This is a genomic window from Christiangramia gaetbulicola, assembly GCF_003054225.1.
In the GTDB taxonomy this organism is placed as follows: domain Bacteria; phylum Bacteroidota; class Bacteroidia; order Flavobacteriales; family Flavobacteriaceae; genus Christiangramia; species Christiangramia gaetbulicola.
On the sequence record NZ_QBKQ01000003.1, the window covers coordinates 502,323 to 517,772 of the forward strand.

A 15,450-nucleotide genomic window follows, 5' to 3' on the forward strand; every position below is an offset into this window, starting at 1 on the left:
TAGTAACGCTACGAAAATAGATTTCTCCTTCGCTATGCTTCGTCGAAATGACAATTGCTTTAGTGTGATCTAGAACTTAAGCCCGAAGATAAAAGCGCCATCCCTTTTTCCTCCAAAGTCTGAAACCACATAATCCAGTCTCAGGAACCTGAATTTCCCGAATCCAAGATTATCGATTCCCACCGAGTATTCTGAATAAGGATTTCTGTCTTCAGTGATCAACCTGTGTGCTCCAACTACCAGGTTGAAGTTCAGTTTATTGATCAGGGGTAATTTTCCAAGTGCCCAGCCCTGGAAATCATGTTCGGCATGTATCTCAGCATAATTATGGTTGGTGCTGAGGTTGTAATAAGGCATTAAATTGAATTTACCTACATAACTTCCAAAACCTATCCTGGTCTGGTTTCCATTGAAATGTTGATAATCTACCAGGCTGATCTCCTCAGCATTCGAGAAGATCCCTCCGTTTAAGAGATATTGGAATTCACCTTTATTACCGAGGTCCAGGTTCTGTCTTATTTCGGCCTTGAACTGGTCAAAATTGTATTTGTTTTCGCTGCCGCCAAATCCTTTTTCCCATCCGAGTCTTAATTTGGGATATTTGGATTCATACACATCATAGCGACCATTTGGATAACTCATATATTTCTGGCCAAAAGTGATATCTGCAGTAAGATTTGTTTTGAAAATTGAATGTCCTTCAAAAGGAAGGCTTCCTAAATTTTCCGGTTGCAGTGGATTATTCGAGGTGTATTCACGATCTTCCCAGTCTATGATAACGTGGTCTGTATGGTTCGTTAGGGCCTTCCTGTTCTCCCATGCGAATTCCCCAGACAAATTGATACCGGGAAACACATCCTGACCATAGCCGATCTGGGCAAAGCTTTTTTCATATAGCTTCATGTAATTTCGCTCGAAGAAAATTGTGGTGATACTATTTAAAAGAGGAGGAATTGGTTCTTTATCATTGATCTGTTCCGCGCTGGTTCCGCCAGAAATGCTAAGTACTGGCTTATCGAAATTGTTGAACTTCTTGAAAAAACCACCTTTGATCCTGAACCTATCTTCACTTAAACCATAATCTATATTTGAAAAGATTCGCCAGTAATTCTCCTGATCTTCACCGGTTCTCTGCCTGTAAGATAAGGTCACATCTGTATTCCAACCCTGCACCGTGTTGAAACCAATTCCAGTTACAGGAGCACTGATACTAAAACTCCGGTGCTTCCAGGAATTTGTATAAGAATATCCAAAAACTACATCGGTAATGCCAAATTTATTGCGGACCGTATCTACAGAGTCCTTATATTTCTTGGTGCTTTTCACTTCCTGGATACTGTCTTTTTTTACATAATCTTCGATCTCTTCGGTAGTTAAGGGAACCGGTCTTTTTTCTTTCCAGTACAGTGAATCTTTTTTATTGGCTTGCTCCTGGAAACTCAGGATCTCTCTTCCAAAGCTGTTTTTTGTGAATTGCGGGTTGAAATTATAATCGCTGTAGACAGCCGTGAATCTTCCGTCGCCGCCAAAGCCAAACATTTTAAAACTGAAATCCACGCTTTGCGAGATCTGTATATAAAGCTGGTTCTCTTTAGAATATTTATAATTCTGCCTGAAAACCAGTTCTTCTATTGGCGGCACCTGCACCGCTTTTCCGGTGGTGGTGAGTTCTACACCGTAAATTTGCCAGAGATCTTCCACGATGTAGATAAACCCTGAAAAAACACGGTCGTTTTCTCGCTTCGGAGTTACTTTGATCTTGTTAATAAGGTTGCCCCAGTCATCAAAAAAAGTTCCTTCGAGTTGATACTTGTAGTAGTTAAAAGCGTAATCTGCAATAGGGGAGACCATTTCACTATTGATCTCCAAAGTGTTTTCGTAAAAAGAAAAGTAGGCCTCCTGCGCCGAATTCAAACTGAAGCCATTATCATCCCCGCTTACTTTAGAAGCGATGATCTTCTCCTTAAAATCATCGGGTTTCTGATAAGCGATCTCTGAAATGGTTTCACTCAAATAAACAATTCCGCTTCGGGTGGAGTCAAGACCTCCGCCAAGGTCACCCACGTCCTGGCCTAAAATTTTCTCAGGAGCGTTCTTGATCCTCCATATTCCACGGGAATAAAAGTCGGCAGTAAAAGACTCCAGCTTTTCGGCATTTAGTTCTCTTATATCAATAGCATTTCTAATGATCCTGTTAGCGGGATTATCCCCACTTTGTACCGTAACTTCCTCCAGACTTGTGCTTTCGGCTTTCAAAACAACATCTATTTTAATGGGAAAAGGCTTAGCTTCAATTTGCTTTTTAAGTGTTTTATAGCCCAGGAACTGATAAACGATCGTGTAATTCCCTGCTTCGTTTATTTTGAGTTCATAGATGCCGTCATCGTTGGTGGTTGTACCTTTTGAGCCTGTTTCGGTATAAATATTTACATAAGGAAGGGGATTGCCCTTTTCGTCTTTAACTTCCCCGGTGATCTGAGAAGACATTTGGGAAACTGCAAAAAGCAGCATTAGCCCAAGTAGCTTTTTAAGCATGGATTAGATTTTGGATTTTAAGTAGAACGGAAAGATCTTAAATTTATTTGTAATCCTTCTTAATTCGGTCTAAACGACGCTTACTTTCCCTGTCTTTGATAGTTTCCCTTTTATCATAAAGTTTTTTACCCTTGGCCAGGGCGATCTGTAATTTCGCGAGTCCGCGGTCATTGATAAACAACCTGAGCGGGATAATGGTCAATCCGGAATTGGTCACTTCTTTCTCCAGTTTTCTTAATTCCCGGCGTTGCATCAAAAGCTTTCGCTCACTTTTGGGATTGTGGTTAAAGTGGGTGGCATGAGAGTATTCTTCAACATGCATATTAATCACAAAAAGCTCGTGATTATTGAATTCACAAAAACTTTCGGCAATATTCGCTTTTCCTTCCCGTATAGCTTTGATCTCTGTTCCGGCTAATTTGATACCTGCAGTATATTTATCCAGGAACTCATAATTGAACTTCGCTTTACGGTTCTTTATGTTGATAGAATTCTTCATACAAGCACAAAAATACAAGCTTTAAGCTAATTTCATACTAAAGCAATTTTAAAATTCGGCGAATATGGATACTAATCAAATATTGCTATTTTTGCGCCACTCAAATTGCCTCTTATGAAAAATATATTGATCGCCCTGATGATTCTTTCCCTCGCCTCTTGTGCCGAGAAAAAAGATGCACTCACCGCCAATGAGATCGTGGATAAAGCAATTAAGAATGCCGGTGGGGAAAGATATAAGAATGCCGAAATTGATTTTGTCTTCAGAAATCGTGAATACAAGAGCAAAAGAGAAGGAGGGAAGTTCAATCTCCAGAGAAAAATGACCGATTCCACGGGAAATGAGATCCGTGATATTTTAGATAATAATGGGTTCCAAAGACTGGTTAATGATACCGTTGTAGAAGTAGCCGACTCTATGAAGGTGGCTTACGGGAATTCTGTGAATTCTGTACACTATTTTGTGCAGCTGCCTTTTGGTTTGAACGCTGAAGCCGCTAATAAAGAACTAATTGGTAAGGACAGTATTGCCGGTCGTGAATATTTTGAAGTGAAAGTTACTTTCGCTGAAAACGGAGGAGGTACAGATCATGAAGATGAATACATGTACTGGATAGATACCAAGAATTTCGAAGTAGATTACCTGGCTTATAATTTTGAAACCAATGAAGGAGGTTTGCGTTTTAGAAAAGCCTTTAACCACCGAATTATTGAAGGTATTCGTTTTGTAGATTATGAAAATTACAAATATGATGATCTTTCCACCCCACTAAGCGAACTGGACGAACTCTTTGAAAAAAGAGAGCTTGAATTGCTTTCTATTATCGAAACCAAAGATGTAAAGGTCAAGCTCGGGTCTTAAATTTTAATTTATATAAAGCACCTGGCTGGTAGTCTCACCATTAGGAAGAACCTGCACAATAAATAGCGCACCGTTTTCCTTATCATCGATATCCCCATATCTTTTTTTACCAAGGATTGCATTGGCGAATTGAGGAGTAGTATTGCTATGGCCAACCACCAGTACTGTTTTCCCTTTCGTAGCCTCTTGAAAATCTTCATTATAAAGATTCTTAGTGTCGTAATTAAGGATCTCTAATTTATTCATGTCTGCCGTAGGTTTAGCCGTTTGCAGAGTTCGATTATAATCGGTGCTGTAAACCGCGTCAAGCTTAACGTTCTTAAGTACTTCTGCCCATTTTTTCGCTCTGGCCATTCCTTCCTGGGTTAGCTCAGGATTTCGATTAGAAGAATCACTTCTGTCTTTTTCAGCATGCCTGATCAAATAATACGTGGTGATCTCATTTTGCTGAATATTCATATTGCTTTCTTCTGCAGGATTGGTGATCCCTAAAATTATTGAAAAGAAAATAGTGATAATATTGGCCATGGCTAAAGTGTTTTAGTTGAACATTTGACGATGTGAGTTCTAATCTGTTACAGAACTCCCGTTCTTGATATTTATTTGCATTAAGATAAACTGGTTTATCTGTTCGGCAAAACTGTTGAAATTATTGTCTGAAACAAGTATCAAAGACCGCTCTCCGTTTTCAAGAGTTGGACCAAAGCACATGCCTTCGATATTGTCTATGATCTCTTTGGTAAGCTGATCTTTAACCGATTTAAAATTGAAGATCAATTTCTTTTCTGCTTTTTTATATTTTTCGCCCTTCAGTTCATTTTTATCCAGGATGTTGGTGACCTGAGAAGCATCCACATCGAAAATTTTTACGGTGTTACCATGTGAGCCATATCCAGCAGAATAGGATCTTTCCAGGACTAAAAATCTATCCTGGGAATACTCTAAAATTTCGGTCACTCCATTAACTGCAAAAAAATTGATGGGTAATTTTGAAACCCCGTCCAGTTTATAGGCGAATTGCTTCGTCGCTTTACCGGTCTCCTTGTTAAATTTGGTCATCCTTACATGAGACCTGGAAGGATAGATCTTTGGTTTTGGACCATCTTTCTCCAGGGGTAATTCCATTGCGACCCAGTACCCCTTATTATCGATACTCTCAGTAATTCCCTCAAAGACCCCATTATTTCTTGGTCTTTGATCTGTATTAGCCTTAAAATGTTCTGGAATCGTATAAGATCTATTTGCGCGGCCAAAGATCGAGACCTCGTAAATGCCGGGATCTTTGCCATCCTTGATAGCACCTTCACTGGTTACGATAAATTTGGTTCGATCTTTATCATATCTAATAGCCTCCAGATCTAAAACTTTATTTTCAAGTTCTTCAGATTTTTTAATGCTAATGATCTGATCCAGAGTTATAGCCTTGATCTTTTTACCTTCAATACTTAAGTCTGCTAGGTAAATGCGTGGATTACCGGCATCGTCGCAAACCATAAATAACTTATCGTTCTTGTAATCTATACCAGATAATCCGCCTACAACGGTATTTTCTAACCTGGTATCTGCAGGTAAAACATATTCGTCCAGAAACCTTAATTCAACATTGTCATTTTCGATCTTCCTGCTTACCGCGCAGCTGCATAAAACAATAGAAATAAGGCACAGGAGGGTAATTTTCTTCATGGGGATTATTTGGATTCCAAAAATAACAAATGTTTAAGACAATAATAGCAGTTTCTTGGGATACCTAAGCGTGATGATTAGGTACCTTTATTTTATTAACAACAAAAACCAATTAGTTATGAATGAAGATCAGATTGAAGGAAAATGGAAACAAGTTCGTGGAGAGTTCAAGCAGAAATATGGCAAACTAACCGATGATGATGTAACCTATTCTGAAGGGAAGTTTGATGAGATGCTTGGTCGTATGCAGGAAAAGACTGGAAAGTCTAAAGAAGAACTGAAAAAAGAAATCGATAAATGGTGATCTTGAATTAATGATAGAAAAAAGGCGGTAAAGAAATTTACCGCCTTTTTTATTTTGAAAACTAATATTTGATTAATCGTTTTTTGCAAGTTCTTCCTGGTTCCTGAAAACCAATTCATCATTGAACTCATCCAGTAAAATGATACTGTCTGTATGAATTTTTCCGGCAAGGATCTCTTTGGAAAGTTTATTCAGAACTTCTCGCTGAACCACCCTTTTTACCGGCCTTGCACCAAATTGTGGATCAAAACCTTTTACTGCCAGATATTCGATAGCCTCTTCAGTAGCATCCAGAACGATATGCTGTTTTGCCAGCATCTTTTTCACTCCTTTCAACTGCAGACCTACGATCTCTTTGATGTCCTTTTGTGTAAGCGGACTAAACATCACGATGTCGTCTATCCTGTTTATAAATTCAGGTCTTACACTTTGTTTTAATAATCCAAGAACTTCAGTCTTGGCAGCTTCCATGGCTGTATCAAGATCCTTGACATTTTCAAATTTCTCCTGGATGATATGACTTCCCATATTCGAGGTCATGATAATGATCGTGTTCTTGAAATCTGCCAGACGACCTTTATTATCAGTAAGTCTACCTTCATCTAGTACCTGCAACAGGATATTGAACGTATCCGGATGTGCCTTCTCGATCTCATCAAGCAGGATAACCGAATATGGTTTTCTTCTTACTGCTTCGGTTAACTGACCACCTTCATCATATCCAATATATCCCGGAGGTGCACCTACCAGTCTGCTCACCGCATGCCTTTCCTGGTATTCACTCATATCGATCCTGGTCATTGCTGCCTCGTCATCGAACAGGTATTCGGCCAGAGCCTTGGCTAATTCGGTTTTACCAACCCCGGTGGTACCAAGAAACAGGAAGGATCCAACCGGTCTTTTCTGGTCCTGCAGTCCGGCCCGGCTTCTTCTTACCGCATCACTTACCGCGATGATCGCTTCATCCTGGCCAACCACACGTTTGTGCAGGTCCTGCTCAAGTCTTAAAAGTTTTTCACGGTCACTTTGTAGCATTTTGGTTACAGGGATACCTGTCCATTTAGCAACAACTTCAGCGATATCTTCATTGGTAACCTCTTCCTGGATCAGTGATTTCTCATTCTGATTTTCGGCTACCTTTTCCTGTAGCTTCTCCAGTCTTTCCTGGGCTTCCTTGATCTTACCGTAACGTATCTCTGCGACCTTACCGTAATCTCCTTCACGTTCAGCTCTTTCAGCTTCCAGCCTGTAATCCTCAATTTCAGATTTTAAATTCTGAATATTATCCACGATCTCTTTTTCGCTCATCCAACGAGCATGCAGATCGTTTCTTTCTTCCTTAAGATTAGCCAGGTCTGCTCGTAAAGACTTAAGTTTGGCTTCATCCTTTTCCCTTTTTATCGCTTCTATCTCGATCTCTAATTGCATGATCTTACGATCCAGTACATCCAGTTCTTCTGGCTTGGAGTTTATCTCCATACGCAGTTTTGAAGCAGCTTCGTCCATAAGGTCAATAGCCTTGTCTGGAAGGAAACGGTTTGTGATGTATCGCTGCGATAACTCTACCGCGGCAATGATCGCCTCATCTTTGATCCTCACTTTGTGGTGAGTCTCATATTTTTCCTTGATCCCTCTTAAAATAGAGATCGCACTTTCGGTATCAGGTTCCTCAACCGTCACTTTCTGGAAACGACGCTCAAGAGCTTTGTCTTTTTCAAAATACTTCTGGTACTCATCTAGAGTGGTTGCACCTATGGCTCTTAATTCGCCTCGGGCAAGCGCAGGTTTCAGGATGTTTGCAGCATCCATGGCTCCTTGTCCACCTCCGGCACCAACCAGGGTATGGATCTCGTCAATAAATAGCACAATGTTACCGTCACTGGATGTTACTTCCTTGATTACGGCCTTTAACCTTTCCTCGAATTCACCTTTGTATTTCGCCCCCGCGATAAGCGCTCCCATATCAAGGGAGTAGATCCTTTTGTCTTTTAGGTTTTCAGGCACATCTCCGTCAACGATACGGTGAGCCAAACCTTCTGCGATCGCAGTCTTACCGGTACCCGGTTCCCCAACCAGCATCGGGTTGTTCTTGGTTCTACGGGAAAGGATCTGCAGAATTCTCCTGATCTCTTCATCTCTACCAATTACCGGATCTAATTTTCCTTCTTCGGCTAACTGGTTCAGGTTACGTGCGTATTTGTCCAGAGAATTATAAGTTTCCTCTGCGCTTTGAGAAGTTACCCTGTCTCCCTGGCGTAATTCAGCAATTGCTGCTTTAAGGCCTTTTTCTGTAGCTCCCTGATCTTTCATTATCTGAGCTACTTTACTTGAAGATTTAAATATCGCCAAGATCAAATGCTCAATAGATACATATTCATCTTCCATTTTCTTTGCGATGGAAGAAGCTTCGTTCACTGTTTTGCTGGCTTCACGGGAAAGCATGATGTCTCCACCACTAACTTTCGGAAAGCTTTCCAGACTCTTATCCAGGATCTGGTTAAATAGGTTTACGTTAATGTTCAGTTTTTTCAGCAAGAATGGAGTCACATTTTCGTCTACCATAGTAATGGCTTTAAAAATGTGTTCGTTCTCAATTTGCTGATGGCCCATTTCCTGAGCAAGCTGCTGCGCCTGCTGGATAGCCTCTTGTGATTTTATGGTAAAATTATTAAAGTTCATTATTTCTGTTTTTTAAAATTCATATGTCAAGAGGTGTACCATTAAAAATAAATGTCAAAATGACGCATACTCCTGAAGAATATCAAGACAAAACGGCAGTTTGCAGAGAAACCATCAAAATTTATCCTTTATTTTTCTCTATTAAATTTACTTAGATTTACTTTTGCGAAAAAGAATGTTATGGGATTATTTGATAAAATGTTCAATTCAGAAAAGAAGGAAGAGAAAGTAGAAAAGAAGTCAACGCCCTGGATAGATCTTAATTCCATGGATCAGTTAGATGAAATTGAGAAGAATTCAGAAGATCATACGGTGGCTATTTTAAAGCATTCTACCAGATGCGGTGTAAGTAAAATGGTACTTAGAATGTTTGAGGCAGATTACGATCTTGATGACAGCAAACCGCTGAAGCTTTATTTTCTGGATCTCATAAGTCACAGGGATATTTCTAATGAGATCGCAGATCGTTTTAGCGTGAGACATGAAAGTCCGCAACTTATCGTTTTGCAGAACAGGGAAGTGGTGCACCATTCTTCACATCAGGAAATTTCAGCAAATAAATTAGCTGAATTTGTAGCCTAGGCTTTTTACTTTAGGAGTACTTCATAAGTATTTACCCGTATTTTTTGACAATAGTGGCTTAATCGATGCTTTAACCTGTTGATTATCAATTGGTATCTCTATTTTTAAAATTCAAACTTAAAAATATGAAGAAGCAAATAGAGCGATCGGGCGCGTTTCAGGATTATATCGCTGAAGCAGTAAAAGCAGGTAATAATATTTATATCTCAGGACAGGTTAGCCTCGATGATGAAGGTAACCTTATAGGTGAGAACGATATGAAGGCACAGGTAGACAGAGCCTATCATAATATCGCAGAGCTGCTTGAAAAATTCAACCTTTCCATGGATAATATTGTCGATGAAACCTGGTTCGTTACCAATGTGCAGCATACCATGGAAAATATCGATGAGCTATTCGAGGTAAGGCATAAGCATTACGGCAAATTTCCGGAGGTAGCTAATACTCTTGTTGAGGTAAAGTCTCTTGTAATGCCCGAGCTGATGATAGAAATTAAATGTATCGCCCAGGCTGAATAAAAAAAGCCCCCGCATTTTGCAGGGGCTTTTCTATTTTATAATTGAATTTGTTATTTCTTCTTTGGTTGGTATACCGGAAGTAACTTGGATCTTACTTCACCAAAACCAATTCTGGAATTACCGTTCTGGCAATATCCTCTCATGATCACGGTGTCATTATCTTCAATGAATTTACGTTCAGACCCGTCTTTCAATTTTAAAGGTTTGCTTCCGCTCCAGGTAAGCTCTAGCATAGATCCGAATGAATCTTCAGAAGATCCGGAGATCGTTCCCGAAGCCATCATGTCTCCAGAATTTACCGGGCAACCATTCACCGTATGGTGTGCTAGCTGCTGACTCATATTCCAGTAAAGATATTTGAAGTTCGATTTTGAAAGTGAATTCTCTTCACCGCCTTCAGGCTGAAGGAAAACTTCCAGGTTGATATCAAAACTCTTATCTCCGCTATATTTTAAATAAGGGAGTAATTCTTTTTCTGGTTTTGGACTGGCGGTTCTAAAAGGCTCCAGGGCATCCATAGTTACGATCCATGGAGAAATAGAAGACGCGAAATTCTTGGCCAGGAATGGCCCTAGTGGCACATATTCCCATTTTTGAATATCACGGGCACTCCAGTCATTGAAAAGCACCATTCCAAAAATATATTCTTCAGCTTCATCTACCGGGATTGGCTCACCTAAATGGTTTGCATCTGTGGTGATAAAAGCCATTTCCAGCTCAAAATCAACTCTTTGAGATGGCCCAAATACTGGAACTTCTGAATCTGCCGGTTTGGTTTGCCCTTGTGGACGGTGAACCGGTATTCCGCTAGGAATGATAGAAGAACTTCTACCATGGTAACCTACCGGGATATGCAGCCAGTTTGGTAACAGCGCATTATCTGGATCTCTGAACATGGTTCCAATGTTGGTCGCATGTTCTTTAGAGGAATAAAAATCTGTATAATCTCCTACCTGAACAGGCATTTGCATTTCTATCTCATCCAGGGTGAAAAGAACAGTGTTTCTATGGTTTTGATTATCCTTTAATTTTGGATTATTGGCATCGAAAATATCGGCGATCCGGTTTCTCACCAGGCGCCAGGTTTTCTTACCGTCAGATATAAAATCGTTTAAAGTATCCTGTAAAAATATATCGTCGGTTAGTGGGATCCCTTCAAAATAACCCAATTGATGCAAGGCTCCAAGGTCTATCGCGTAATCGCCAATTCTTGTACCAATGGTGATAACATCATCACGGGTTAAAAATACTCCGAAGGGAATATTCTGAATAGGGAAATCGGTATCGCCAGGAATATCCAGCCAGGTTTTTCTTTTTGGATCGTTAGCGGTAATTGGCATAAAAATGTTGGTTTTTTGTTAAAATCTAATTGACTCAAATATATTATTTTCCTGTAATTAACCGAATGTATTTGTTACTTTTACCGAATATTTAACGTAAAAGATTGTAATGCAACGAGACACCCAAGTATTTGATTTAATAGCTGAAGAAAAAGAGCGCCAGTTAAATGGTTTGGAACTTATTGCAAGTGAAAATTTTGTGAGTGATGCGGTACTTGAAGCTGCCGGATCTGTGCTTACAAACAAGTATGCTGAAGGCTACCCCGGGAAACGATATTATGGTGGATGCGAGGTAGTAGATAAGGTAGAACAACTTGCTATAGACCGTCTAAAAGAATTATTCAACGCTGAATATGCCAACGTGCAACCTCACTCCGGTTCACAGGCAAATACAGCAGTTTTTCATGCCTGTATGAAGCCGGGCGATAAATTCCTTGGTTTTGACCTTGCTCATGGTGGGCATCTTACCCATGGATCACCGGTAAATTTTTCAGGAAAATTATACAGTCCTTCTTTCTACGGAGTAGATAAGAAAACCGGTCTTATAGATTATGATGCTGTAGCCGAAATCGCAGAAAGAGAAAAGCCTAAAATGATCATCGCAGGTGCTTCTGCTTATTCCAGGGAGATCGATTATAAAAGATTCAGGGAAATAGCCGATAGCGTAGGTGCTATTTTGCTGGCAGATATCGCACATCCTGCCGGGCTAATCGCCAAAGGTTTGATAAGTGATCCAGTTCCTCATTGTCATATTGTAACTTCTACGACTCACAAGACCCTTCGTGGTCCAAGAGGTGGGATCATCATCATGGGGAAAGATTTTGATAATCCTTTTGGTGAGAAACTGAAGAATGGAAATCTTAAGAAAATGTCGGCCCTTCTCAACTCAGGTATTTTTCCTGGTAACCAGGGAGGACCACTAGAGCATATTATCGCGGCTAAGGCGGTTGCATTTGGAGAAGCTTTGACAGATGAATTTCTTCACTATATGGTCCAGGTTAAAAAGAACGCGAAGGTACTGGCTCAGGCATTCGTAGATAAAAATTACGGAGTTATTTCTGGCGGAACCGATAATCATATGATGCTGATCGATCTTAGGAATAAGGATGTAAGCGGAAAAGATGCTGAGGAGGCTCTAGGAAAAGCAGATATCACCGTGAACAAGAATATGGTGCCTTTCGATGATAAATCTCCTTTTGTAACTTCAGGAATTAGAATTGGAACTCCTGCTGTTACCACCCGAGGACTAAAAGAAAATGATATGGCGAAGATCGTGGATCTTATAGACCGCGTGATCACCAATATCGATAATGATACTGAAATTGAAGCAGTAAGAAAAGAAGTGAATTCCATGATGCATGGACTTCCGCTTTTTCAGATGTAATCTGATCTTCTAAAATTATATTTTAAGCCATTCTTCGGAATGGCTTTTTTTATAGCCAGATAATAATTCCGCAAATGATAAGAAGGGTCAAGGCTGGCAAGGTTTGTTTAAAACTATCCCTGATCTTAAGGTGCATGATGATAGCTCCCAGCATCATTACTGCCATTCCGATAGCTGCCGGATCTACCAAACTTTCTATCCAGATTCCTGCAATAAGCATGATGGCTAGAGTGACCTTGATAAAGCCAACGATATAGGTCATGGTTTCCGGAAGTCCGTAAGCTTTGAATTCTTCTTTCATACTGCCGGCATTTCCGCCGCGGTAAGCAGTCTTTTTATTAAACCTTAGGAACCAGACATTCAGTATTCCTAATCCTACAATAAGTTGAAGTATGATCTTGAGTATTTCCATAACTAGAATTTTTACTCAATATATAGATGTTTAAAGTTTAATAAAAAAGATTAAACAAAAATTATGATAGTTTCCTAATGTAATTATAAAGGTTAGGGCTACAGAATGTTATGGGTTATTGGAGGAAAACAGATTTTAACTCCTGGGATATTTTTACTGGTTTTTTGGTTTCGGCATCTAACAGGCACCAGGTAGTCTTCGCTTCTGTTAGTACTTTGCCTGTATCTGCATTTTTTATGATTACATGCCTTATAGAGGTCACATGAGTAACTTTTCCTACATAGGTTTGCAGGGAAATTTGATCATCCAGGAAGGCTTCTTTTTTATAGCTTATCTCGTGTTTTACCACAACCCAGATAACTTTTGCTTTCTGCTCTTCAGTTGCCCTGGCTTCCCAGTGTTCTTCTGCCACATCCTGAACCCACTGCACATATTGTACGTTATTTACATGCTCTTGTTTGTCAAGATGTTCTTTCTTAACCACGAGTTGTTTTTCATAGATCTCCGGGTTTAATTCCATTATTTTTCCATGATTTTAACCTCGAAGATCTTATCCCAGTTCTTTCCGGTAACGTATAGCTTATCGGTTTCAGGATTGTAAGCGATGCCGTTTAAAACGTCCAGTTTATTATGTTGAGTTACTTTATTTCTCAGATCGCTGAAATTAATAATCCCTTCTATTGCCCCGTTTTCTGGATTTATAATTGCTACACCATCTTTCTGGTAAGTATTGGCATAAATTTTACCGTTCACCCATTCCAGTTCATTGAATTTTGTGGAAACAGATTTATGGGTTGTTGGCTGGATATAGCTCTTCTCGGCTAAAGTTTCAGGATCCAGTATCCAGATCTTTTCGGTGCCATCACTTTTAAAGATCTTCTGACCATTGTTGCATAATCCCCAGCCTTCTTCACTTTGGTTGTAGCCAAAAGTTCCTGTTTTTTCAAAGCTATCCAGGTCGTATATAAAGCCTTCGCCTTCCTGCCAGGTTAGCTGGTAAAGTTTATCGCCTAAAATGGTAATGCCTTCAGCAAAATACTGTTCATCTAATTCTATCTCTTTAAGTACCTCTCCAGATTCAAGATCTACTTTGCGAAGTTTTGATTTGCCGTATTGCCCGATACTTTCATATAAGGTATCTCCATGAAATTCCAGTCCCTGTGTATACGAAGTGATATCATGAGGGTAGGAGTTGATCACTTCATAAGTATATAGAACGGGAGCCTTGGTATTCAGGATTTGTATCGACCTGGTAAGCGTATCGGCAGATTCTTCAGAATAAACGATCGCTTTTAGAAGTTGATTTCCTAAACGAACTTTATCCAGGTTCAGGTTGAAATTACCATCTTTTGAGCTGTTCAAATATTGATCATTGAAGAAGAAAGAAACAGAATCAATACTTTTATTTTTTGTATTCAGAATTGAAGCTTTTAATTCATCGTTTAGCTTAAATTCAGACTTATTTTCATTGATCTGAAGAGAAAAATCAGATTTTTTATTTCCATTATTACTTCCGCAGGAAAAAATTAAAAAGTTTAAAATAAAGAGTAACAGTAAGTTAAATTTGTTCATCATAAAATAGGCTTGAATACTGAGCTAAATTAACTAATTCGCATTAAAAAAAGCTTGCCTAAAGTTACAAAGATTGTATATTTGCACCGGCAAGTCCCACACAACCAGCTCCTGCTGAATCCCCCAGGGCGGGAACGCAGCAAGGGTAGGCGGTCGTAGCGGTGTGATGTGGGTCGCTTGCCATTTTTTGTTTCTACCAAGTCCTAAAATTATTGCATATTTGTGCGATATGAAAAAAGGAAAATCTCCCAAAAAAGTAGTACTCATAACAGGCGCATCTTCCGGTATCGGAAAATCTGTTGCGACCTATTTAAGCAAGCGTGATTTTATTGTTTACGGCACCAGCAGAAAGCCGAAAGATTCTTCTAATGAGGATTTCCATTTCGTGGCATTAGATGTTACCCAGGAGGAAACGATCAAAGAAGCGGTTCAGCAGGTTTTTGAAAAAGAGGGCAGGATCGATATCCTTATCAATAACGCAGGCGTTGGAATTACCGGGCCTATAGAAGAGACTCCAGAAATTGAGATCAAAAAGGCTTTTGAGACCAATTATTTTGGTCCGCTAAAAATGATCAGGCATATTTTACCCATCATGCGCAAGCAAAGATCGGGATTGATAATCAACGTGACTTCTATTGCCGGGTATATGGGCTTGCCTTACCGCGGAATTTATTCCGCTACTAAAGGCGCTTTAGAGATCACCACTGAAGCTTACCGTATGGAAGTGAAACAATTCGGTATTAGAATGACCAATGTTGCGCCGGGTGATTTTGCTACGAATATTGCTTCGGGAAGATATCATGCCCCGGTAACTAAAGGCTCTCCATATGAGGAGGTTTATGGTAAAACTCTGGATCTAATGAACAAGCATGTTGATGCCGGGCAGGATCCAGAACTAATGGCGAAAGAGATCTTTAAGATCATTAATACTGAAGACCCAAATGTTCATTATAAAGTAGGGGAGAGGCTTCAGAAATTTTCAGTTAAACTGAAGAGTCTGTTGCCCGATAAAGTATATGAGAAAATGCTCATGAAGCATTATAAATTGTAATTTTATTACGATCGCAAATACGTATTTCAT

At 39.7% G+C, this 15,450-nt stretch carries 15 protein-coding genes and 1 other RNA gene; 7 read left to right on the forward strand and 9 right to left on the reverse strand.

The window, feature by feature from the left end:
- Positions 1-69: 69 nt before the first annotated feature.
- Complete coding sequence (locus tag C8P64_RS13835) at positions 70-2,535, reverse strand: DUF5686 and carboxypeptidase regulatory-like domain-containing protein (RefSeq protein ID WP_108172668.1); 2,466 nt, start codon at positions 2,533-2,535, stop codon at positions 70-72.
- Positions 2,536-2,578: 43 nt separating this feature from the next.
- Positions 2,579-3,034: an SsrA-binding protein SmpB gene (gene smpB / locus C8P64_RS13840; protein WP_108172669.1), complete on the reverse strand. Its 456-nt coding sequence runs from the start codon at positions 3,032-3,034 to the stop codon at positions 2,579-2,581.
- 114 nt (positions 3,035-3,148) lie between these two features.
- On the opposite strand from smpB, the gene C8P64_RS13845 reads away from it, so the two are divergent.
- Complete coding sequence (locus C8P64_RS13845; RefSeq protein WP_108172670.1) at positions 3,149-3,895, forward strand: DUF6503 family protein; 747 nt, start codon at positions 3,149-3,151, stop codon at positions 3,893-3,895.
- A gap of 3 nt (positions 3,896-3,898) precedes the next feature.
- Here the strand turns inward: C8P64_RS13845 and C8P64_RS13850 are convergent, their stop codons facing one another.
- On the reverse strand, positions 3,899-4,423 hold the full coding sequence (locus C8P64_RS13850; protein ID WP_108172671.1) for a SixA phosphatase family protein: 525 nt from the start codon (positions 4,421-4,423) through the stop codon (positions 3,899-3,901).
- Positions 4,424-4,462: 39 nt separating this feature from the next.
- Positions 4,463-5,578, reverse strand: a complete 1,116-nt coding sequence (locus tag C8P64_RS13855; RefSeq protein WP_108172672.1) for an esterase-like activity of phytase family protein — start codon at positions 5,576-5,578, stop codon at positions 4,463-4,465.
- Positions 5,579-5,696: 118 nt separating this feature from the next.
- Here C8P64_RS13855 and C8P64_RS13860 point away from each other — a divergent pair, with 118 nt between their 5' ends.
- A complete protein-coding gene (locus C8P64_RS13860) occupies positions 5,697-5,882 on the forward strand; it encodes a CsbD family protein (protein WP_108172673.1) in 186 nt (61 codons plus the stop codon).
- Positions 5,883-5,954: 72 nt separating this feature from the next.
- Here the strand turns inward: C8P64_RS13860 and clpB are convergent, their stop codons facing one another.
- The gene (gene clpB / locus C8P64_RS13865; RefSeq protein ID WP_108172674.1) at positions 5,955-8,561 is read right to left on the reverse strand and encodes an ATP-dependent chaperone ClpB; all 2,607 of its coding nucleotides are present in this window, start codon (positions 8,559-8,561) and stop codon (positions 5,955-5,957) included.
- A gap of 180 nt (positions 8,562-8,741) precedes the next feature.
- Between clpB and ytxJ the strand changes: the two genes are divergently transcribed.
- Together ytxJ and C8P64_RS13875 are read left to right on the forward strand one after the other, a co-directional pair.
- On the forward strand, positions 8,742-9,143 hold the full coding sequence (gene ytxJ, locus C8P64_RS13870) for a bacillithiol system redox-active protein YtxJ (RefSeq protein ID WP_108172675.1): 402 nt from the start codon (positions 8,742-8,744) through the stop codon (positions 9,141-9,143).
- Between the two features lie 125 nt (positions 9,144-9,268).
- Complete coding sequence (locus tag C8P64_RS13875; RefSeq protein ID WP_108172676.1) at positions 9,269-9,661, forward strand: RidA family protein; 393 nt, start codon at positions 9,269-9,271, stop codon at positions 9,659-9,661.
- A 50-nt stretch (positions 9,662-9,711) separates the two neighbouring features.
- On the opposite strand, the gene fahA is transcribed toward C8P64_RS13875, so the two are convergent.
- Positions 9,712-11,001 (reverse strand): fumarylacetoacetase, encoded by a 1,290-nt coding sequence (fahA, locus tag C8P64_RS13880; RefSeq protein WP_108172677.1) that lies wholly within the window; start codon positions 10,999-11,001, stop codon positions 9,712-9,714.
- 109 nt (positions 11,002-11,110) lie between these two features.
- On the opposite strand from fahA, the gene glyA reads away from it, so the two are divergent.
- Complete coding sequence (gene glyA, locus C8P64_RS13885) at positions 11,111-12,385, forward strand: serine hydroxymethyltransferase (RefSeq protein WP_108172678.1); 1,275 nt, start codon at positions 11,111-11,113, stop codon at positions 12,383-12,385.
- A gap of 49 nt (positions 12,386-12,434) precedes the next feature.
- Here the strand turns inward: glyA and C8P64_RS13890 are convergent, their stop codons facing one another.
- The 3 genes from C8P64_RS13890 to C8P64_RS13900 form a co-directional block, all read right to left on the reverse strand.
- The gene (locus tag C8P64_RS13890; RefSeq protein ID WP_108172679.1) at positions 12,435-12,797 is read right to left on the reverse strand and encodes a DoxX family protein; all 363 of its coding nucleotides are present in this window, start codon (positions 12,795-12,797) and stop codon (positions 12,435-12,437) included.
- Positions 12,798-12,912: 115 nt separating this feature from the next.
- Positions 12,913-13,317 (reverse strand): acyl-CoA thioesterase, encoded by a 405-nt coding sequence (locus C8P64_RS13895; protein WP_108172680.1) that lies wholly within the window; start codon positions 13,315-13,317, stop codon positions 12,913-12,915.
- A complete protein-coding gene (locus tag C8P64_RS13900; RefSeq protein ID WP_170106673.1) occupies positions 13,317-14,369 on the reverse strand; it encodes a glutaminyl-peptide cyclotransferase in 1,053 nt (350 codons plus the stop codon). Before C8P64_RS13900 ends, C8P64_RS13895 begins: the two co-directional genes overlap by 1 nt.
- 87 nt (positions 14,370-14,456) lie before the next feature.
- Here C8P64_RS13900 and ffs point away from each other — a divergent pair.
- Together ffs and C8P64_RS13910 are read left to right on the forward strand one after the other, a co-directional pair.
- An RNA gene (ffs, locus tag C8P64_RS13905) (signal recognition particle sRNA small type) lies at positions 14,457-14,555 on the forward strand.
- A gap of 43 nt (positions 14,556-14,598) precedes the next feature.
- A complete protein-coding gene (locus tag C8P64_RS13910) occupies positions 14,599-15,420 on the forward strand; it encodes an SDR family oxidoreductase (RefSeq protein ID WP_108172682.1) in 822 nt (273 codons plus the stop codon).
- Positions 15,421-15,450: the final 30 nt, after the last annotated feature.